Raw genomic sequence first — 21,133 nt, forward strand, 5'->3', positions numbered from 1 at the left:
TGCCAGGTCCCGGACGGGGCGGCGAGATCCGCATGCGCGGCCTGGGCAGCGGCTAGACGCAGATCCTGCTCGACGGTGAACCGGCGCCGAACGGTTTCATGCTCGATTCGCTGGCGCCGGAGCTGGTGGAGAGCATCGACATCCGGCGCGTGGGACTGGAAACGCGGTTGTGATTCAGCCGAGCCGTTCGATCGCCTGGTCCGCGACCTGCGCGCGCAACGCGCTCACGGCACCGCGGCCGGGGATGACCAGATCGGGCGCGACGTCGGCCAGCGGCGCGAGCACGAACGCGCGCTCGTGCATGCGGGGGTGAGGGACGACCAGCGTGGGCGCATCGTCGATGACCTGGTCGCCGTAGAGGAGCAGGTCGAGGTCCAGCGTGCGCGGCGCGTTGCGGTAGGGCCGCTCGCGGCCGTGCGCCTGCTCGATGGCGAACAGGGCCCGCAGCAGGGCGTGTGCGTCGAGGTTGGTGTCGAGCATTGCCACGGCGTTGACGTAGTCGTCGCCCGAGGAATCGATCGGCGCCGTGCGGTACAGCGGCGACGTCTGCAGCAGCCTTGCGCCCGGCAGGCGCGACAGGCGCTCGATCGCATCGAACACGTTCGCGCGCGCGTCGCCCAGGTTGGCGCCGATGCCGACCCAGGCGATCATTCGCCGCCTGCCGCCCGCTGTGCCTCCGCCGATGCGTCTGCAGGTGCCGCACCTTCGCCTTCCGCGCGGCGCGGGCCGCGGCGGCGCGGGCGTTTCTTCTGGCTGGACGGCTGGACGTCGCGCGCGGAATTGACCAGGCGTTCGCGCTCGGCGATGTCGCCGGCGTAGAACGTCGCCCACCAGTTGCCGATCTCCGCATCGAGCTCGCCCGATTCGCAGCGCAGCAGCAGGAAGTCGAAGCCGGCGCGGAAGCGCGGGTGCTCCAGCAGCTTATACGGGGTCTTGCCGGTGCGGCGCTCGAAGCGCGGCTGCATGGCCCAGATGTCGCGCATGTCGGTCGCGATACGGCGCTGCAGGGCGAGATTGTCGGTCTGGTTGTCGAGGACGTCGTCCGCCGCGAGGTGCAGCGCGGGGATCGGCGATTCGCCGGCGGCGCGGTACGCATTCCACTTTTCCAGCACCTGGTGCCACAGCAGCGACGCGAACAGGAAGCCCGGCGACACGCCCTTGCCGGCTTTTACGCGCGTGTCCGTGGATTCGAGGGCCAGGGTCACGAACTTCATGCCGATCGGCTGCTCCAGCACGACGTCCAGCAGCGGCAGCAGGCCGTGGTGCAGGCCGGACGAGCGCAACTCCTTCAGGCAGGCCAGCGCGTGGCCGCTCATCAGGAGCTTCAGCATTTCGTCGAACACGCGCGCGGCCGGCACGTTGTTGATCAAGGGGGCCATCACGGGGATCGGGGCGCGGGTCGCCGGCTCGATCGTGAACTGCAGCTTGGCCGCGAAGCGCACGACGCGCAGCATGCGGACCGGATCTTCGCGGTAGCGCGCTTCCGGCTGGCCGATGATGCGCAGGACCTTGGCGCGGATGTCCTCGATGCCGCCGTGGTAGTCGAGCACCGACTGCGTGGCCGGGTCGTAGTACATGGCGTTGATCGTGAAGTCGCGGCGCTCGGCATCTTCGTGCTGCGGACCGAAGTTGTTGTCGCGCAGGACGCGGCCATGTTCGTCCTTCGGCGCGTTGTCGCTGCCCTTGCCGCGGAACGTGGTCACCTCCAGCAGGTCCTGGCCGAACATCACGTGCACGATCTGGAAGCGGCGTCCGATGATGAAGGCGCGCCGGAACAGCTTTTTCACTTCCTCGGGCGTCGCGTCGGTGGCGATGTCGAAGTCCTTCGGCTTCACGCCCAGCAGCAGGTCGCGCACGGCGCCGCCGACGACGAACGCCTTGAAGCCGGCTTCCTGCAAGGTCTGCGTGACGCGCACCGCGTTGTTCGACACGAGCTTCGGATCGATGCCGTGCTGCTCCGGCCCGAGGATGACGGGTTCGGTCGGGTCGCGCTCGTCTTTGACGCCCAGGATTTTGCGGATGAATTTTTTAATCATTGAAAAGGTGCAGTGAAGTCCAGCCGAGGGCGTTGGCGTGTTGGTTCAGTTTCTCGCTCGGGTTGGTCGCCACCGGGTGCGAGACGACCGACAGCAGCGGGATGTCATTGTGCGAATCGCTGTAGAACCAGCTGCGCTCGAAACTGTCGAACGGGCGCCCCAGGCCGTCCAGCCACGCGTGCATGTGCACCACCTTGCCGTGGCCCTGCGTGGGCGTGCCGGCCAGCTTGCCGGTAGGGTGGCCGCGCTCGTCCAGCTCGGGGCGCGCGGCGATCAGGTGCTCGACGCCGAATTCGCGCGCGATCGGCGCGGTGACGAACGCATTGGTCGCCGTGATGATCGCCACGAGGTCGCCCGCGTCCTGGTGCTTGCGCACGAGGTCGAGCGCCTTCGGACGGAGCGCCGGGCGGATCACCTCCCGCATGTACTGCGCCTGCAGGTCTTTCAAATGGGCCGGGTCGAAGGCCGCCAGCGTACCGAGGGCGAATTCGAGGTATTCGACCGGGTCGAGCGTGCCGGCGTTGTACTGCGCGAAGAAGGCGTCGTTGCGGCGCTGGTGTTCGGCGGCGTCGACGACGTTCTCACGCACGAGGAACTGGCCCCATTCGTAGTCGGAGTCGATCGGCAGGAGGGTGTGGTCGAGGTCAAACAGCGCGAGGTCGTTCATTCTTTTGGTTCGGAGTGTGGACTGCCGGGATTGCCCTGAAGCAAGAGATCACGCAGCAGCGGCACCGTGACCGGACGCTGGGTCTCGAGCGAATACTGGTCGAGCGCATCCAGCATGGTCGACAGGGAGCGCATGTCGCGCTTGAAATGGGACAGCAGATAGGGTAACACGCTGGCGGACAGCGTCAAACCGCGGGCCTCGGCGGCCTGCGTGAGGGCGGCGATCTTCTGGTCGTCGGACAGGCCGTGGATCTGGTACACGAGACCCCAGCCCATGCGGGTCCGCAGGTCTTCGCGCACCGGGAGCACGGCCGGCGGCACCGGCCCCGTGCAGACCATGTAGGCGCCATGCTCGCGCACCTGGTTGAACAGGGCGAAGGCGTCGATCTGGCGTTCGGGCGACAGCTGGTCGACGTCGTCGACGAGGTACAGGCTCACGTCTTGCGTCAATACGAAGTCATCCGCGCCGCTCGTCGCCGCGATGTAGCGCGCGCCGTCGGTGGCGGCGAGGCCCTGCAGCAAATGCGTCTTGCCGGCGCCCGTTTCTCCCCACAGGTAGCAGAAATGCTCGCGCGATGCGCGCTGGGCGAACTGGTGCATCAAGTGCGCCATTTCGGCATTTTCCCCTATCTGGAAGGTGTCGAGGCTTTGCGCCGGCTCGGCGCCCAAGTCGAGCACCAGCTGTTTCATGGCTCGGTTCTCTTCATGTCGTGTGCGTAGGAACTAGGCATTATAAAAGCTGCTGCGCAGATAGTGGCGTTTCAAGTGACGGAAAGCCACCATCAGCACGGCCGACGCCGGCAACGCCAGCAGCACGCCCACGAAGCCGAACAGCTGGCCGAAGGCGAGCAGGGCGAAGATCACGGCCAGCGGATTCAGCCCGATGCGCTCGCCCACGAGGCGCGGCGTGAGGAAAAAACCCTCGATGACCTGGCCCGCGCCATAGATCACCGCGACGGCGATCACGCCGCTCCAGTCGGAAAACTGCAGGATGGCGGCCGTCAGCGCCAGCACGAGCCCCAGGCCGTAGCCCAGGTAGGGGATGAAGACGAGCAGGCCCGTCAATATGCCGACCGGCAGCGCCACCTCGAAGCCGGCCAGCGCCAGCGCGGCCGAGTAATACAGCGCCAGCACGAGCATCACGAGCAGTTGCCCGCGCAGGTACTGGGCCAGCAGCGCGTTGACTTCCTGGGCCATGCCCACCGTCTGGCGCACCCAGCGGCGCGGGACGGCGTTTTCCAGTTGCAGAAGCAGGCGGTGCCAGTCCAGCAGCAGGTAGAACAGCACGACGGGGATCAGGATCGCCGTGGCGACCCAGCCGAGCAGGGCGCTGCCGCCCACGCGCGCGGACGCGAGCACGGTCGTCCAGATCTCGTCGCTGGACGTCATGATCTGCTGCGTGAGGATGGTGCGCAGGCTGCTGCCGTCCAGCTTGATATGGATCCCGAGCTGCGCCAGGCGGGGCGACAGGATGGTGTCGATGCGGGCCAGCGCGTCCGGGATCTGGGCCTGCAGCAGCGGCAATTCCGTGCGCAGCACCGGCACGACGATCAGCACGAGGGCGGTGACGGACGCCAGGAACGCGAGGATCACGACGACGACGGCGAGCGAGCGCGGCAAATGGAACTTGCCGAGACGCGTGCGTTCGAGCCGGTCGACGGCGCCGTTCAGGGCGTAGGCGAGGATGGCGGCGGCGATGAACGGGGTGAGGATGGGGCCGAGAGCGTACAGCAGCAGACCGCAAGCGAGCCAGAGTGCCAACCAGAACGCTGACTGTTTTTGCTCCGGGCTGAGGGAAAAAGGCATCTAATTGTTGTTCTTGACCGTTAAAACGGTGCCGCGGCAGGCCGTTTTGATAAAATAATGGATTGACCGACTGGCTACCACCGGTGCACGCTGTTAAATGCCCAGTTGTCAACCGCCTACTATTTTACCGCCTCCGCTGCCAAATACCATGAGCCAACCATCTAATGTTTCTCTCTCCTACCGCGACGCTGGTGTCGATATCGATGCCGGCGACGCCCTGGTCGAAGCGATCAAACCTTTTGCCAAGCGCACCATGCGCGAAGGCGTGCTCGGCGGCATCGGCGGTTTCGGTGCGCTGTTCGAAATCAGCAAGAAGTATAAAGAACCGGTCCTCGTGTCCGGCACCGACGGCGTCGGCACCAAGCTGAAACTGGCGTTCGAACTGAACCGCCACGACACGGTCGGCATCGACCTCGTCGCCATGAGCGTCAACGACATCCTCGTGCAGGGCGCCGAGCCGCTGTTTTTCCTGGATTACTTCGCTTGCGGCAAGCTGGACGTGCCGACCGCGACCGCCGTCGTCAAAGGCATCGCCACCGGCTGCGAACAGGCCGGCTGCGCCCTGATCGGCGGCGAAACGGCCGAAATGCCGAGCATGTACCCGGACGGCGAATACGACCTGGCCGGCTTCGCCGTCGGCGCCGTGGAAAAATCGCAGATCATCGACGGCACGAAAATCGCCCCGGGCGACGTCGTGCTGGGCCTGGCTTCGTCGGGCATCCACTCGAACGGCTATTCGCTGGTGCGCAAGATCATCGACGTGTCGAAGCCGGACCTGGAAGCCGACTTCCACGGCAAGAAGCTGTCCGACGCGCTGATGCAGCCGACCCGCATCTACGTGAAGCCGCTGCTGGCGCTGATGCAGGCGATGGAAGTGAAGGGCCTCGTGCACATCACGGGCGGCGGCCTCGTCGAGAACATCCCGCGCGTGCTGCAGGATAACCTGACGGCCGTGCTCGACAGCAAGGCGTGGACCCTGCCGCCGCTGTTCCAGTGGCTGCAGCAGCACGGCGGCGTCGCCGACGCCGAGATGCACCGCGTGTTCAACTGCGGCATCGGCATGACCGTGATCGTGTCGAAAGAGAATGCCGACGCGGCCGAAGCCCAGCTGAAGGCGGCCGGCGAGACCGTGTACCGCATCGGCGAGATCCGCGCGCGTGGCGAAGGCCAGGCGCAGACGATCGTCGAATAAGTCTTTCATGACCCAGCCCGTCGGTGCCGCGGAGCGGCGGCACCGCGCCGGCCACGACGGCGCGGTGGTGTGGATCACCGGGCTGTCCGGCGCCGGCAAGACGACGCTGGCGCTGGCCCTCGAGCGCGCCCTGTTCGACCGGGGATGCACCGTGTTCGTGCTGGACGGCGACAAGGTCCGGCACGGCCTGTGCGCCGACCTCGGCTTCTCTCTCCCCGAACGCTCCGAAAACATCCGTCGCATCGGCGAGACGGCGCGCCTGTTCTACGAGGCGGGCCAGATCGTGATCGTTTCCGCCATCTCCCCTCTGCGCGCCGACCGCGCCCGCGCCCGGGCCCTGATTCCGGCCCCGTATTTCATCGAAGTCCATTGCCACTGCCCGCTCGCCGTGTGCGAGGCGCGCGACCCGAAAGGCCTATACCGCAAGGCGCGCGCGGGCCTGCTGCCGGAATTCACCGGCATTTCCTCGCCCTACGAGGCACCGGATGCGCCCGAGGTGCTCGTCGACAGCGCCGCGTCATCGGTCGCGCAGGAAGTCGGACGCATCCTGGCCGAGCTGGAACGCCGCGCCATTGTTGCGAATTCGGTGCAAGGCGCTTAACAATTTATTGCTTCGGTTATAAATTTCGTTCATCATTTCTGGGTGTCAACAGTTGGCCGATGCCCGGGTGGTGCCATGACGTACCAGACGTTCCACTTCATTTCCGGCCTGCCGCGGTCGGGCTCGACGCTGTTGTCGGGCATCCTCCTGCAAAATCCCCGTTTCCACGCCGGCATGACGAGTCCCGTCGGTTCGTTGTGTACGGCCGTCCTGGGCCAGGTCAGCGCCGGCAGCGAGTTCGCGCCGGTCGTCGGCCGCGACAAGCGCAAGGCGCTGCTGCGCGGCCTGTTCGACGCTTACTACGGCGACGTCGGCCGGCCCGTCGTGTTCGACACGAACCGCAACTGGTGCGCACGCATGCCGCTCGTGCGCGACCTGTTCCCGCAGGCGAAGGTGATCGCGTGCGTGCGCAACGTCGCGTGGATCATGGACAGTTTCGAGCGTATGTACCGCGCCGATCCGTACGAGCACACGCGCCTGTTCGGCGCGGCCGGCGCGCGCGGCACCGTGTACAGCCGCCTCGAAGGCCTCGCCCAGCACGACCAGACGGTCGGCCATGCGTGGTCCGGCCTGCGCGACGCGTTCTACGGCGAGCACGCGGCGTCGCTGCTGGTGGTCGACTATGAATTGCTGACGCGCGCGCCGGCCAAGGTCATGCGCCTCGTCTACGACTTCCTCGGCGAGCCGTATTTCGAACACGACTTCGACAACGTCGAGTACGACGCCGAGGAATTCGACGCCCAGCTGGGCGCGCCCGGGCTGCACAAGGTGAAGGCGCAGGTGAAATTCACGCCACGTCCGACCGTCATCCCGCCCGACCTGTTCGACAAATTCAACCAGATGTCCTTCTGGAACGACAAGGCGGGCAGCGCCGCCAACGTCATCGCCGTCCAGAACGCCCAACCAGGAACAACGTCATGACCTCCAATGCCCACGACGCCGACCTCGGCGACCTGACCATCGCCCGTCCGCGCGCGGAAATCGTCTTCATCGAAGACAACGTGGCCGATCTCGGCACCTTGCTGGGCGGCATCGGGCGCGGCAAGGACGTCGTGATCCTGGATTCCGGCCAGGACGGCCTGCACCAGATCGCGCAGGCGCTGGCGGGGCGCAGCGGCATCGACGCCGTGCACATCGTGTCGCATGGCGCGGCCGGCACGCTGAACATGGGGACGCTGACGCTGGATGCGGCCACGCTGAACGCGCACGCCGCCGACCTGCACGCCATCGGCAACAGCCTGCGCGCGGGCGGCGACATCCTGCTGTACGGCTGCGATACGGGCGCGGACGCCGGGTTCGTCGACCGTCTTGCGCTCGCCACGGGGACCGACGTTGCCGCCTCGTCCAACCCGACGGGCAGCGCCGCGCTGGGCGGCGACTGGAACCTGGAAGTGCGCGCGGGGCAGGTGGAGACGCCCAGCCTCGTCACGCCTGAACTGGCGGCCGCGTACCAGCAGGTGCTGGCGCTGTCGAACAAGACCGTGAGCTTTTCCACGGACGCGAATTTCATCAGCAGGCCGGATAGCGTGTACGACGGCGCCAATGGCGACGTGGTCTACAAGGTCGATGGCAACATCAATTACCAGCTGCGGATCGATGCGGCCAGCACGGCGGTGGCGGCCTACGGCATCTCGACGGGCTATGTGAACATCGCCGGGCAGCCGACGTCGTACCAGGAACAGAAAGTCACGTTGTCGTTCGATACGGGACAGGTCTTCACCGTGGGTTCTGTCCAGCTCGGCAATTTCAGGAATGCGGCGGAGGCGCAGACGCTCACATTTACGGCGTACGCCGCCGACAACCACAAGATGGGCACGCAAACGGTCTTTGTGCGCACGGACGTGGACTGGACGACGCTGGACCTGAGCGGCTTCCAGGACGTCAAGAAGCTCACGATCACGACCACGGACAACGACGGCTTCCTGAAATTCGTCGCGCTGGACAACCTCGCCTTCAGCGCCGTGCACGCTCCCGTCGTCGCGCCTGCAGTGACGATGGTCGACGCGAGCACCGCCGACGGCGCCTACCGGGCCGGCCAGACGGTCCGCGTCGCCGTGACGTTCGACCAGGCGATGACCGTCGACCTGGCGGGCGGCGCGCCGACGCTCACGCTGGAAACCGGCACGACGGACCGGAAGGCCGTGTATGCCGGCGGCAGCGGCACCGATACGCTGCTGTTCGACTACACGATCCAGGCCGGCGACACGAGCACCGATCTCGAGTACACGAGCACCGCCGCCCTCGCGCTGAACGGCGGCACCATCAAGGGGGCCGGCAGCGGCCTCGATGCGACCCTGACCCTGCCCGCGCCCGGCGGCATCGGCTCGCTGGGTGTGAATGCCGCGATCGTGATCGACACGACCGCGCCGAACACGCCGTCGACACCGCAGTTGGCGCTGGCTTCGGACACCGGCACATCGAACAGCGACCATGTCACCAACGACACGACACCGACTTTCACCGGCACGGCGGAATCCGGCTCGACGATCACGGTGTGGGACGGCGGCGACATCATCGACAGCATCACGGCCAGCGGCGGCACATATTCGTGGACGCCGGCGACTCCGCTGGCGAACGGTACCCACGCGATCGCCGTCTCGTCCACGGACGCCGCCGGCAACGTCAGCGCGACGTCGGCCGGCAATGGGATACAGATCGACACGGTCGCGCCCACGGTGACGGTCACGAGCGACACGTCCGCGACCCTGAAGGGTGGCGACACCGCCACGGTCACCTTCACGTTCAGCGAGGACCCGGACGCGACGTTCACGGCGGCCGACGTCGTCGTCAGCGGCGGCACGCTGGGTGCGCTCTCCGGCACGGGCACGACGCGCACCGCGACATTTACGCCGACCGCGAACACGAACAACGGCACGGCCAGCGTCGCCGTGACGGGCTCGTCCTACATCGACGCCGCCGGCAATTTCGGCGGCACCGGCACGGCCCTGCAGATCGCGTACGACACCCTGGCCCCGACGCTGACGATCACCAGCGACAAGGCGACGCTGGCGGCCGGCGAGACCGCCACGATCACGTTTACGTTCAGCGAGGATCCGGGATCGACGTTCACGGCAGACGACGTTACCGTCAGCGGCGGCCAGCTGTCCGCGCCGTCCGGCAGCGGCACGACGCGCACGGCGACCTTCACGCCGGACGCGAACACGGACGGCGGCACCGCCAGCATCACGATCGGCGCCGGCAGCTATGCCGACGCGGCGGGCAACACGGGCGGCGCGGGGACGACCCCGTCGCTTCACTTCGACACGCTGGCGCCGGCGGTGCCGCTGGCGCACCTCTCGCTGCTCAGCGACAGCGGCGCCGTTCCGGTCGACGGCGTGACCAGGGTCGTTACGCCGACCTTCGAGGGCTTCACCGAAGCCGGTGTCACCATCACGTTGTACGATACCGACGGCACCACGGTGCTGGGCAGCACGGTCGCCACCAACGGCATCTGGTCGATCACGACGTCGACGCTGAGCGAGGGCGCACACACGATCACCGCCAGGGCGAGCGATGCCGCCGGCAACGCGAGCGCCGCATCGCTCGGCACGCAGGTCACGATCGACACGACGGCACCGGACGCGCCGTCGATACCGACGCCGGGCGCCACCACGACCAGCGACACGACCCCGACATTCACGGGCACCGCCGCGGCGGGCGCCATCGTCGACCTGTTCGATACCGACGGCACCACGGTGCTGGGCTCGACCGTTGCCGACGGCAACGGCGCCTGGAGCATCACGGCCACGACGATGGACGAGGGCACGCACACGGTGACGGCCAAGGCCACGGATCTGGCCGGTAACACCAGCGCCGCCTCGCCGGCGCAGGGCGTCACGATCGACACCAGCGCGCCGGCCGCATCGGCGGCGCCGGTGCTGGACGCCGCCAGCGACACGGGCAGTTCGCACAGCGACGGCATCACGGCCGCCACCACGCCGACCTTCACGGGAACGGCCGAGGCGGGTGCCACCGTCGACCTGTACGAAGGCAGCACGCTGCTGGGCAGCGCCGTCGCCACCGGCGGCACCTGGAGCATCGCCAGCGCGGCACTGGGCGCGGGCCAGCACACGGTGTCCACAATCGTGACCGATGCCGCCGGCAACGCCAGCGGCGCCTCGGCCGGCCTGACCTTCACCATCGACCTGACCGCGCCCACGACCACCGTGGGCGGCATCGCGTTCTCGGCCGATCATGGCGCATCGGGCACCGACTTCATCACGGACACGGCCGCGCAGAGCATCAGCGGCACCTTGAGCGCCGCGCTGCAGACCGGCGAGCAAGTCCAGGTCTCGCTCGACAACGGCGCCAGCTGGACGGCGGCGCAGGTCAACGGCACGGCCTGGTCGCTGGCGGCCACGCTGGCCGGCAGCGGCACGCTGCAGGCGCGCGTGGTCGACGCCGTCGACAATGCCGGGCCGGTGGCTTCGCAGGCCTATGTGCTGGACACGGCGGCGCCGACGGTGACGATTACCAGCGACGCCGCCGCGCTCAAGGCCGGCGAGACCGCCACCGTCACGTTCACGTTCAGCGAAGACCCGGGCGCGAGCTTCACCTGGGACGGCACGCAGGGCGACGTCGTCGTCAGCGGCGGCACGCTGTCCGCCATCGCCGGTTCGGGCCTGGTGCGCACGGCGACCTTCACGCCGGACGCCAGCACGGACGGCGGCACCGCCAGCATCACGATCGGCGCCGGCAGCTATGCCGACACGGCGGGCAACACGGGCGGCGCGGGGACGACCCCGTCGCTTCACTTCGACACGCTGGCGCCGGTGGTACCGCTGGCGTACCTGTCGCCGCTCAGCGACAGCGGCGCCATTCCGTTCGATGGCGTGACCAGGGTCGTGACGCCGACCATCGACGGTTTCGCCGACGCCGGTTCCACCGTCACGTTGTACGATACCGACGGCACCACGGTGCTGGGCAGCACGGTCGCCACCAACGGCATCTGGTCGATCACGACGTCGACGCTGAGCGAGGGCGCACACACGATCACCGCCAGGGCGAGCGATGCCGCCGGCAACGCGAGCGCCGCATCGCTCGGCACGCAAGTCACGATCGACACGACGGCACCGGACGCGCCGTCGATACCGACGCCGGGTGCCACCACGACCAGCGACACGACCCCGACATTCACGGGCACCGCCGCGGCGGGCACCGCCGTCGACCTGTTCGATACCGACGGCACCACGGTGCTGGGCTCGACCGTTGCCGACGGCAATGGCGCCTGGAGCATCACGGCCGCGACGATGGACGAGGGCACGCACACGGTGACGGCCAAGGCCACGGATCTGGCCGGTAACACCAGCGCCGCCTCGCCGGCGCAGGGCGTCACGATCGACACCAGCGCGCCGGCCGCATCGTCGACGCCGGTGCTGGACGCCGCCAGCGACACGGGCGTATCGAACAGCGATGGCATCACGGCCGCCACCACGCCGACCTTCACGGGAACGGTCGAGGCGGACGCCACCGTCGACCTGTACGAAGGCAGCACGCTGCTGGGCAGCGCCGTCGCCACCGGCGGCACCTGGAGCATCACGAGCTCGGCACTGGGCGCGGGCCAGCACACGGTGTCCACGATCGTGACGGATGCCGCCGGCAACGCCAGCGGCGCCTCGGCCGGCCTGACGTTCACCGTCGACCTGACCGCGCCCACGACCACCGTGGGCGGCATCGCGTTCTCGGCCGATCACGGCGCATCGGACACCGACTTCATCACGGACACGGCCGCGCAGACCATCAGCGGCACCTTGAGCGCCGCGTTGCAGACCGGCGAGCAAGTCCAGGTCTCGCTCGACAACGGCGCCAGCTGGACGGCGGCGCAGGTCAACGGCACGGCCTGGTCGCTGGCGGCCACGCTGGCCGGCAGCGGCACGCTGCAGGTGCGCGTGGTCGACGCCGTCGACAATGCCGGGCCGGTGGCTGCGCAGGCCTATGTGCTGGACACGGCGGCGCCGACGGTGACGATTACCAGCGACGCCGTCGCGCTCAAGGCCGGCGAGACCGCCACCGTCACGTTCACGTTCAGCGAAGACCCGGGCGCGAGCTTCACCTGGGACGGCACGCAGGGCGACGTCGTCGTCAGTGGCGGCACGCTGTCCGCCATCGGCGGTTCGGGCCTGGTGCGCACGGCGACCTTCACGCCGGACGCCAGCACGGACGGCGGCACCGCCAGCATCACGATCGGCGCCGGCAGCTATGCCGACACGGCGGGCAACGCCGGCGGCGCGGGGACGGCCCCGTCGCTTCACTTCGACACGCTGGCGCCGGATGCGCCGTCCGCGCCGCAACTGGCGGCGTCCACCAGCGACGTGACGCGCGACACCACGCCGACCTTCACGGGCACGGCCGAGGCGGGCGCCACCGTCACCTTGTACGACACCGACGGCACCACGCTGCTGGGCAGCACGGTCGCCACCAACGGCACCTGGTCGATCGATGCGGCGGCGCTGGGCGAAGGCGCGCATACCGTCACCGCCAGGGCGACCGACGCCGCGGGCAATGCCGGCGCGGTGTCCTCCGGTACCACCTTCACCGTCGACACGACGGCGCCGACCGTCACGATCGGCAGCGATGCGAGCGCACTGAAGGTGGGCGAGACCGCCACCATCACATTCACGTTCAGCGAAGACCCGGGCGCAAGTTTCGCCTGGGACGGCACGCAGGGCGACCTCGTCGTCAGCGGCGGCACGCTGTCCGCCGTCAGCGGCACGGGCCTGGTGCGTACCGCGACCTTCACGCCGGACGCGCACGTGAACGGCGGTACGGCCAGCATCACGATCGCGGCCGGCACCTACGCCGACCGGGCCGGCAACGACGGCGCGGCGGGATCGCTCCCGGCGCTGCACTTCGACACGCTGGCGCCGGCCGCATCGTCGGCGCCGGTGCTGGACGCCGCCAGCGACACGGGCGTATCGAACAGCGACGGCATCACGGCCGCCACCACGCCGACCTTCACGGGTACGGCCGAGGCGGGCGCCACGGTCGACCTGTACGAAGGCAGCACGCTGCTGGGCAGCGCCGTCGCCACCGGTGGCACCTGGAGCATCGCCAGCGCGGCACTGGGCGCGGGCCAGCACACGGTGTCCACGATCGTGACGGATGCCGCCGGCAACGCCAGCGGCGCCTCGGCCGGCTTGACGTTCACCGTCGACCTGGCCGCGCCCACGACCACCGTGGGCGGCATCGCGTTCTCGGCCGATCATGGCGCATCGGGCACCGACTTCATCACGGACACGGCCGCGCAGACCATCAGCGGCACCTTGAGCGCCGCGCTGCAGACCGGCGAGCAAGTCCAGGTCTCGCTCGACAACGGCGCCAGCTGGACGGCGGCGCAGGTCAACGGCACGGCCTGGTCGCTGGCGGCCACGCTGGCCGGCAGCGGCACGCTGCAGGCGCGCGTGGTCGACGCCGTCGACAATGCCGGCCCGGTGGCTTCGCAGGCCTATGTGCTGGACACGGCGGCGCCGACGCTCACGATGGCCAGCGACGCGAACCCGCTCAAGGCGGGCGAGACCGCCACGATCACGTTCACGTTCAGCGAAGATCCCGGCGCGACGTTCACGGCGGCCGATGTCGCCGTCAGCGGCGGCCAGCTCTCCGCGTTGTCCGGTAGCGGCACGGTCCGCACGGCCGTGTTCACGCCGGATGCGAACCTGGACAACCAGACGGCGAGCATCACGGTCGCCGCCGGCAGCTACATCGACGCGGCCGGCAATGCGGGCGGTGCGGGCACGCCGGTGAGCATCTACTTCGACACGCTGGTGCCGGGCGCGCCGCCTGCTCCCATGCTGAGCGCCGCCAGCGACGCCGGCAGCTCGGCCACGGACACCGTCACGAACGTGGCCGCGCCGACCCTCGAGGGCATGGCGGACCCGCATGCCGTCATCCTCGTGTACGAAGGCGACGCGCACGTGGTGGGCGCCACGATCGCCGACGCCACCGGTGCCTGGAGCGTCAGGATCGACGCGCTGGCCGACGGCGACCACATCCTGCGTGCGGTGCAGTCCGACGCCATCGGGAACGTGTCGCCGTTCGGCGCGCCGCTGGTCATCACGGTCGACACGCACGCGCCGTCCGCGTCGGCGGCCCCGCTGCTGGCTGCCGCCAGTGACAGCGGCACGGCCGGCGACCGCATCACGAAGGTCACGACGCCGACGTTCAGCGGCACCGCCGGAGGCCTGTCCCGGGTGACGCTGTACGACACCGACGGCACCACCGCGCTCGGTTCGACGCAGGCCGATTCCCACGGCAACTGGTCCCTCGCGGCGTCCCCGCTGGCCGACGGCACGCACGTGCTGACCGTCAGGCAGGTCGACGTGGCCGGCAACGAATCGGCCGCCAGCCCGGCCCTGACGGTGACGGTCGACGCGACCGCACCGGCGGCGCCCGCGGCCCCGCAGCTGCAGGCGCAATCCGATACGGACTCGGTCGGCGACGGCGTCACGTACGCGGTGCCGGTCCTCGAGGGCAATGCGGCGGCGAACGACCTCGTCACCCTGTATGACGGCACGACCGTGGTGGGCACGACCCATGCGGACGCGAACGGCCACTGGAGCATCGCCGCCCAGGCGCTGGGCCTCGGCCGGCACACGCTGAGCGTGACCGATACGGATGCCGCGGGCAACGTGTCCGCGGCGAGCGGCAGTTTCGCCCTGACGGTCGAGGAAGCGCCGGTGCCGATGGTGGATGGCGTGCGCGTGGTGACGGTGCCGGTCGCGCTGCCGGGCGGCGCGTCCGGCAGCCAGGTCCAGGTCCCGATCGTGAGTGCCGGCCGCGTCGAGCAGACCGGTGCGGCCGCCACGGCGGACATTCCGCTGGCCGGCGGTACCGACCTGCTGATGGCCCACGTGGGCATCGGTTACGGATTGACCGCCAGCGGCGGCGCCAATACGACGGTGGCAAACGGCGGCGCCGGCCTGATCGCCGCGATCCAGGCGACCACGTCCGGCGGCGACCTCGTCCACATGAGCGGCAACGGCCAGAGCTACCTGGCGCAACTGCAGGCGAGCCAATCGCTGCTGGTCCAGACCATCGCGCCGGTCAGCAGCCAGGAGGCGCCGGACGGGGTCCTGACCCTGAGTGCCGCGAGCAGCGCGGAGCAACAAGTGGCACTCGTGATCCAGACCGGCGGCCTCGCGCCTGGCGCCACCATCGCGCTGCAGAACGTCAATTTTGCGGCGATCGTCGGCTCTGCCAATGTCGTGGTCCAGGGCGGCACGCAGATGCTGACCGGCGACGCGGCCAGCCAGCACATCACGCTGGCGTCCGGCGGCGACACGCAGGTGTTCAGCGGCGGCGGCGACGATACGCTCGGCTTCGGTGTACCGGCGGCGCGGGCGGCGAGCGCCAGCGGCGCGGCCCACGCGAATGCGGCATCGGCGCCGGCCACCACGGTCCTGCACGGCGGCACGGGCAGCGACACCGCGACGTTCGCCGGCGCCCGTGCCGACTTCGACGTGGAAGCCCACAACGGCTACCTGGTGGTGAGCAGCAAGGCTGCGCCGGCGGCAAAGGCGCTGGTCGTCAACGTCGAGCAGCTGCAGTTCAGCGACGCCACCGTCAAGGTCGAGGACAGCGGCGCCATGGATATGCTGGCCAGCATCTACCAGACCGCGCTCGGGCGCCAGGCCGATATGTACGGCATCGAGTTCTGGGCCGACGCGCACCAGGCGGGCGTCAGCTGGGGCAGGATTGCGCTGGACATCATCCGTTCGCCCGAGTACACGGCCAGTCACGACGCGTTCAACGGCAATGCCGAGCACGATGTCGGCATGCTCTACAAGGCCTTGTTCGACCGCGCTCCCGACGCGCCGGGCCTGGCGTTCTGGACCGAAGCGATGCGCAATGGCGTCAGCCTCGAGCATATCGCCACGGAGTTCGTGGAATCCGTCGAGATGATCGGCCACCAGCGCGCGGCCACCGACTGGGATTTCATCGTGTAAGCATTGCGCAAGCGATGAACAACGGGCGCCGCGTGGCGCCCGTTGTCATTGGATCGTCGACGATGCGTTTTTATTCCGGCGCCCGGATATGCGCCACGAGCCCGCCGCTCGCGCGCGGCGGCGCCCTGGTGACCAGGCTGACGACGACCAGCGCCAGCGCCCCCGCCGGCACGCCGAACACGCCCGCGGAGATGGGCGCGATGTGGAACCAGACCGCATCGAGGCTCCCGCCCAGCATCGGATTCGTGTGCAGCATGTAGTAGATGCAAACGAGGAAGCCGGTCGCCATGCCAGCGATCGCGCCGGCGAAATTGGCCCGTTTCCAGAACACGCCTGCCACCAGCGCGGGGAACATGGTCGACCCCGCGAGCGAGAACGCGGCGCCGACGAGCGACAGGATGTCGGCCGGCTTTTGCGACGCGACGTAGGCCGCGATGAACGCGACGGCCAGCAGCAGCAGCTTGGAGATCGTCACGCGCTTCTGCGTGGAGGCGCCCGGGTCGACGATCTTGAAGTAGATGTCGTGCGACAGCGCGTTCGAGATCGCGAGCAGCAGGCCGTCCGCGGTGGACAGCGCCGCCGCCAGGCCGCCGGCCGCCACCAGCCCGGAAATCACGTACGGCAGGCCGCCGATCTCCGGCGTGGCCAGCGTGAGCACGTCGCCGTCGATCGCGATCTCGGCCAGTTGCACGATGCCGTCGCGGTTGACGTCGACGATGCTGATCAACGGATTCGCCTTGTCGACGTTGGCCCAGTACGAGACCCAGGTCGGCAGGGAATCGAAGTTCGTGCCGACGAGGGCCGTGTAGATGTCGTACTTGGCCAGCACGGCCAGCGCGGGCATCGTCAGGTAGATCAGCAGGATGAAGAACAGGGTCCAGAACACGGATACGCGCGTCTCGTGCACGGACGGCGTCGTGTAGGACCGCATCAGGATGTGCGGCAGCGCCGCGGTGCCGAACATCAGGCAGAACACGAGCGATAGAAAATTGTTGCGGCGGATGTCCGATTCTTCCCGCGTCTTGCCGGGGAACGGTTCCGCGTGCGGTTCCGGCGGCTGGGCGCGCGCCAGGTTGGCGGCGCGCAGTTCGGTCCACACGCGCGCGGCTTCGTCCGCCGTGCGCGGATAGTCGAGCAGCTCGCGTTCCGCGCTGCGCACTTCGGTCAGCGGCGCGTTGCGGCCGCGCGCCTTGTCCAGCCGGCGCTGCGCCTCGATCTTGCCCGCTTCCCAGGAGTGGGGCAGCGCGGCGATGCGCGCCGCGTAGTCGTCGGCGCGGGCGCGGAAACGGCCGCGCACTTCGGCCTCGCGCGGATCCGCCGCCAGCTGGGCTTCGCGCGCGGCCAGCTTGGGCAGCACGGAGCCGTACGCGACCTGCGGCACCGGGTTGCCCGCGAATTTCATCGACAGCCAGATCGTCGGGATCAGGAAGGCGACGAGGATGATGATGTATTGCGCCACCTGCGTCCACGTGATGGCGCGCATCCCGCCGAGGAACGAGCACACGAGGATGCTGGCGAGGCCGAGGAAGATGCCGACCGAGAAATCGACGCCCGTGAAGCGCGACGCGATCAGGCCGACGGCATAGATCTGCGCGACGACGTACGTGAACGAGACGACGATGGTGCCGCCGACCGCGAGCGCGCGCACGATGCTGCCCTGTCGCGTGCCGGTCTCGCCGCCGTAGCGCGCGGCGAGGAAGTCGGGGATCGTGTATTGGGCGAAGCGGCGCAGGTAGGGTGCGATCAGCAGGGCGACGAGACAGTAGCCGCCCGTCCAGCCCATCACGTAGGCGAGGGCGTCGAAGCCGTGCAGGTACAAGGTGCCCGCGAGGCTGATGAAGCTGGCCGCCGAGATCCAGTCGGCCGCCGTCGCCATGCCGTTGAACAGCGCCGGCACCCGCCGCCCCGCCACGTAGTATTCGGACACGTTCGACGTGCGGCTGACGACGCCGATGATCGCGTACAGGACGATCGTCGCGAACATGTACAGGTGGCCGATCCACTGGCGCGGCATGCCCTCGTGTTCCAGGATCGCGAGCGCGCCCAGGAACAGCGCGAAGCACAGCGTGAACCACAGGTAGTAGCGGGCGAGGCGGCGGAAATAGCTGCGGGTCCTGGCGGCCGTCCCAGTCATGAACGGCCCTCCAGCATGCGTTGGAAATCGCGGTCGAGGATGCGCATGCGCCAGGCGTACGCGCCGATGATGGCGAGGTACGTGAGCGACGCGCCCTGTGCCGCGAGGTAGAACGACAGCGGCCAGCCGAACACGGACAGGTGCGCCAGGTCGCGCGCGAAGAACACGGTGCAGAAGCTCGTCGCGAGCCACAGCGCCAGCAGCAGCGCGATCAGGCGGCGCGCACGCGCCCAGTGCGCGGCGCGCGCGGCAACGATGGCCTGGCGCTCGCGGTCGGGGTCAGAGGAAGGGGCGGTCTCGGTCGGCATCGGGGACAAGCGTGACGGTGGGCGGGAAGGTCAGCCGGAACAGGCTGCCCGGGAATTTCTTGTGCGTGCTGCGCGGGTTGTTGAAGATCTCGATGTCGGCGCCGTGCTGCTGCGCGATCTCGCGCACGATGGCGAGACCGAGGCCGGAGCCGGACGCGCTCGAGCCGAGGATGCGATAGAAACGTTCGAACACGCGGTGGCGTTCGGCGGGCGCGATGCCGGGGCCCGTGTCCTCGACTTCCAGCAAGGCCTGGTTGCCGTTGCCGATGTTCGTGCCGCGCACGCGCACGGTGACGCTGCCGCCCGGCGGCGTGTAGCGCAGCGCGTTGTCGATCAGGTTCGACAGCAGCTCGCGCAGCATCATGGCGCTGCCGTCGATCTCCGGCGGGTCGCCGATGACTTCGTAGCCGAGGTCGATCTCGTGCGCGAACGAGGCCTGCACCCAGTCCTGCACGACGTCGCGCGCCAGGGCGGCAAGGTCGAGCGGTTCCAGCGTCTGGCCCGCGTGCGGCTGGTTTTCCGCGCGGGCCAGCGCCAGCAACTGGTTCACGAGGCGCGTGGCCGATTCCGAACTCGTGGCCAGCTGCTCGAGCGAGCGGTGGATCTCGTTCGGATCGACCTGGCGCAGCGCCAGCTCCGACTGCATGCGCATGCCCGCGAGCGGCGTCTTCATCTGGTGCGCGGCGTCGGCGATGAAGCGCTTCTGCGCGTCGATCGTGTGCGCGAGGCGCGCCAGCATGTCGTTCAGGGAGCCCACGAGCGGCGAAATCTCTTCCGGCACCTGGCGCGAATCGATGGGCGACAAATCGTCCGGCGGGCGCGCGCGGATGCGTTCCTGCAACTGCGCGAGCGGCGACAGGCCCCGCGACAGCGCGAACCAGACGAGGGCCAGGATCACGGGCAGGATGATGAACTGCGGCAGGATCACGCCCTTGATGATCTCGTTGGCCAGCTGCGCGCGCTTGTCGAGCGTTTCCGCCACCTGCACGAGCGCGAGGCGCGGTTCCTGCGTGGCGTCCAGCAGCGGCTGCAGATTGACCCAGGCATAGGCGATGCGCACCGGCGTGCCGTGCAGCGTCTCGGTGCGGAAGTGCACGCGGCCGCTGCGCTCGGCGTCGTCGGGGTTCGGCGGCGGCAGGTCGCGGTCGCCGTCGACGAGCTCGCCGCGCGGGCCGCTGATCTGGAAATACACGCTGTCGACGTCGTCCGCACGGAGAATGTCGCGCGCGGTGCCGCCCAGGCGCGCGACGACCTTGCCGTCGACCTCCTTGACCTGCTGCGCGAGCACCGTGACGCTGTCTTCCAGCGCGTGGTCGAACGGTTGATTCGCGATCGACTTCGCGACCAGGTACGTGATCGCGATGCTCATCGGCCACAGCAGCAGCAGCGGGGCCAGCATCCAGTCGAGGATTTCGCCGAACAGCGAGTGCTGGATGCTTTCTTCCGGTTCCGGCCTGGGCGGGACGTAGAGGTCGTCGACCGGTTCCGTGACGGCGAGCGGATCCGGTCCGGCCGCGCGCCGCTTGAACCGCTTCACTTCTGGCCGTTGGCCGCTTCGGCGCTCTTGCGGGCGCTGTCGCGGGCGCTGTCGCGGTTATTCTCGGAAAAGCGCTCGAGGCAATAGCCGAGGCCGCGCACGGTGGCGATGCGGATGCCGCCCGTCTCGATCTTCTTGCGCAGGCGGTGCACGTAGACCTCGATGGCGTTGTTCGACACTTCCTCGCCCCATTCGCACAGGTGGTCGACGAGCTGTTCCTTCGACACGAGACGGCCCGTGCGCGCCAGCAGGATTTCCAGCAGGCCCAGCTCGCGCGCGGACAGGTCGAGCATCTGGTCGTTGATGGTCGCGCTGCGGCCGACCTGGTCGTACACGAGCGGGCCGTGGCGGATGACGGTCGAGCCGCCGCCCTGGCCGCGCCGGGTGAGGGCGCGCACGCGCGCTTCCAGTTCGGACAGCGCGAACGGCTTGGGCATGTAGTCGTCGGCGCCGGCGTCGAGGCCGCCCACGCGCTGCTCGATGGAATCGGCGGCCGTCAGGATCAGCACCGGCAGCAGCGAGCCGCGCGCGCGCAGGCGGCGCAGCACGTCCAGGCCGGACAGCCTGGGCAGGCCGAGGTCGAGGATCAGGAGATCGAACTCCTGGGTCGACAGCGCCGTGTCCGCGTCCTGGCCGTTCTTGACGCAATCGATCGCGTAGCCGGACTGGCGCAAGGAGCGCGTCAGCCCATCGGCCAATACGCTATCATCTTCGGCTAGTAAAATACGCATCTTTTCCCCCGGCTTTCGTTGTTCGACCCCGCTTACCCGCGTATTGTGTGTGAAGTTTCGCAACATGTCGAATGGGGCAGGCGATGGTAAATATCGCTTGCCAAAACCACTGGGATTTTATACAGTACTTCCTATTGAAATCGCGCGAGCGGCCCACACCTTGGTTCACTCTAGGACA

13 protein-coding genes are annotated in these 21,133 nt (G+C 68.7%); 4 read left to right on the top strand and 9 right to left on the bottom strand.

Going from position 1 to position 21,133, the window contains the following annotated elements; translation table 11 throughout:
* Positions 1–174 precede the first annotated feature (174 nt).
* From folK to ACEN98_RS04205, 5 genes are read right to left on the bottom strand one after another with little or no spacing between them, the layout of a single operon-like run.
* A complete protein-coding gene (gene folK, locus ACEN98_RS04185; protein WP_413381674.1) occupies positions 175–651 on the bottom strand; it encodes a 2-amino-4-hydroxy-6-hydroxymethyldihydropteridine diphosphokinase in 477 nt (158 codons plus the stop codon).
* Positions 648–2,036: a polynucleotide adenylyltransferase PcnB gene (gene pcnB / locus ACEN98_RS04190; protein WP_413336931.1), complete on the bottom strand. Its 1,389-nt coding sequence runs from the start codon at positions 2,034–2,036 to the stop codon at positions 648–650. The genes folK and pcnB overlap by 4 nt, the downstream gene beginning before the upstream one ends.
* Positions 2,029–2,703, bottom strand: coding sequence for an HAD family hydrolase (locus ACEN98_RS04195; RefSeq protein ID WP_413381678.1), 675 nt, complete (start codon positions 2,701–2,703; stop codon positions 2,029–2,031). Before ACEN98_RS04195 ends, pcnB begins: the two co-directional genes overlap by 8 nt.
* Positions 2,700–3,392, bottom strand: coding sequence for a DnaA regulatory inactivator Hda (gene hda, locus ACEN98_RS04200; protein ID WP_413336929.1), 693 nt, complete (start codon positions 3,390–3,392; stop codon positions 2,700–2,702). The genes ACEN98_RS04195 and hda overlap by 4 nt, the downstream gene beginning before the upstream one ends.
* A gap of 33 nt (positions 3,393–3,425) precedes the next feature.
* Positions 3,426–4,508: an AI-2E family transporter gene (locus ACEN98_RS04205; RefSeq protein WP_413336928.1), complete on the bottom strand. Its 1,083-nt coding sequence runs from the start codon at positions 4,506–4,508 to the stop codon at positions 3,426–3,428.
* 148 nt (positions 4,509–4,656) lie between these two features.
* Here ACEN98_RS04205 and purM point away from each other — a divergent pair, with 148 nt between their 5' ends.
* From purM to ACEN98_RS04225, 4 genes are all read left to right on the top strand, one after another.
* A complete protein-coding gene (gene purM / locus ACEN98_RS04210) occupies positions 4,657–5,700 on the top strand; it encodes a phosphoribosylformylglycinamidine cyclo-ligase (RefSeq protein WP_371767265.1) in 1,044 nt (347 codons plus the stop codon).
* Between the two features lie 7 nt (positions 5,701–5,707).
* Positions 5,708–6,301: an adenylyl-sulfate kinase gene (cysC, locus tag ACEN98_RS04215; RefSeq protein WP_413381682.1), complete on the top strand. Its 594-nt coding sequence runs from the start codon at positions 5,708–5,710 to the stop codon at positions 6,299–6,301.
* Positions 6,302–6,376: 75 nt separating this feature from the next.
* Positions 6,377–7,222: a sulfotransferase family protein gene (locus ACEN98_RS04220; RefSeq protein ID WP_413381685.1), complete on the top strand. Its 846-nt coding sequence runs from the start codon at positions 6,377–6,379 to the stop codon at positions 7,220–7,222.
* Entirely contained in the window at positions 7,219–16,245 is a 9,027-nt protein-coding gene (locus ACEN98_RS04225) for an Ig-like domain-containing protein (protein WP_413381688.1), read from the top strand. Before ACEN98_RS04220 ends, ACEN98_RS04225 begins: the two co-directional genes overlap by 4 nt.
* 70 nt (positions 16,246–16,315) lie before the next feature.
* Here the strand turns inward: ACEN98_RS04225 and ACEN98_RS04230 are convergent, their stop codons facing one another.
* Genes ACEN98_RS04230 through ACEN98_RS04245 form a run of 4 tightly spaced genes read right to left on the bottom strand, consistent with a single transcriptional unit; the run spans position 16,316 to position 20,955 of the window.
* Entirely contained in the window at positions 16,316–18,379 is a 2,064-nt protein-coding gene (locus ACEN98_RS04230) for a sodium:solute symporter family protein (protein WP_413381691.1), read from the bottom strand.
* Positions 18,376–18,687: a DUF4212 domain-containing protein gene (locus tag ACEN98_RS04235; protein ID WP_413381694.1), complete on the bottom strand. Its 312-nt coding sequence runs from the start codon at positions 18,685–18,687 to the stop codon at positions 18,376–18,378. Before ACEN98_RS04235 ends, ACEN98_RS04230 begins: the two co-directional genes overlap by 4 nt.
* Positions 18,659–20,224, bottom strand: a complete 1,566-nt coding sequence (locus ACEN98_RS04240; protein ID WP_413381697.1) for a sensor histidine kinase N-terminal domain-containing protein — start codon at positions 20,222–20,224, stop codon at positions 18,659–18,661. Before ACEN98_RS04240 ends, ACEN98_RS04235 begins: the two co-directional genes overlap by 29 nt.
* The gene (locus tag ACEN98_RS04245; protein WP_413381700.1) at positions 20,221–20,955 is read right to left on the bottom strand and encodes a response regulator; all 735 of its coding nucleotides are present in this window, start codon (positions 20,953–20,955) and stop codon (positions 20,221–20,223) included. Before ACEN98_RS04245 ends, ACEN98_RS04240 begins: the two co-directional genes overlap by 4 nt.
* Positions 20,956–21,133: the final 178 nt, after the last annotated feature.

Source organism: Massilia sp. CT11-137, from assembly GCF_047302885.1.
In the GTDB taxonomy this organism is placed as follows: Bacteria; Pseudomonadota; Gammaproteobacteria; order Burkholderiales; family Burkholderiaceae_D; genus Telluria; species Telluria orientalis.

Bases quoted from the DNA above. Each gene is read 5' to 3' on its own strand.
- ACEN98_RS04245 (WP_413381700.1), bottom strand. From the start codon at position 20,955: ATGCGTATTTTACTAGCCGAAGATGATAGCGTATTGGCCGATGGGCTG.
- cysC (WP_413381682.1), top strand. From the start codon at position 5,708: ATGACCCAGCCCGTCGGTGCCGCGGAGCGGCGGCACCGCGCCGGCCAC.
- ACEN98_RS04195 (WP_413381678.1), bottom strand. From the start codon at position 2,703: ATGAACGACCTCGCGCTGTTTGACCTCGACCACACCCTCCTGCCGATC.
- pcnB (WP_413336931.1), bottom strand. From the start codon at position 2,036: ATGATTAAAAAATTCATCCGCAAAATCCTGGGCGTCAAAGACGAGCGC.
- purM (WP_371767265.1), top strand. From the start codon at position 4,657: ATGAGCCAACCATCTAATGTTTCTCTCTCCTACCGCGACGCTGGTGTC.
- ACEN98_RS04230 (WP_413381691.1), bottom strand. From the start codon at position 18,379: ATGACTGGGACGGCCGCCAGGACCCGCAGCTATTTCCGCCGCCTCGCC.
- folK (WP_413381674.1), bottom strand. From the start codon at position 651: ATGATCGCCTGGGTCGGCATCGGCGCCAACCTGGGCGACGCGCGCGCG.
- ACEN98_RS04235 (WP_413381694.1), bottom strand. From the start codon at position 18,687: ATGCCGACCGAGACCGCCCCTTCCTCTGACCCCGACCGCGAGCGCCAG.
- ACEN98_RS04225 (WP_413381688.1), top strand. From the start codon at position 7,219: ATGACCTCCAATGCCCACGACGCCGACCTCGGCGACCTGACCATCGCC.
- ACEN98_RS04220 (WP_413381685.1), top strand. From the start codon at position 6,377: ATGACGTACCAGACGTTCCACTTCATTTCCGGCCTGCCGCGGTCGGGC.
- ACEN98_RS04205 (WP_413336928.1), bottom strand. From the start codon at position 4,508: ATGCCTTTTTCCCTCAGCCCGGAGCAAAAACAGTCAGCGTTCTGGTTG.
- hda (WP_413336929.1), bottom strand. From the start codon at position 3,392: ATGAAACAGCTGGTGCTCGACTTGGGCGCCGAGCCGGCGCAAAGCCTC.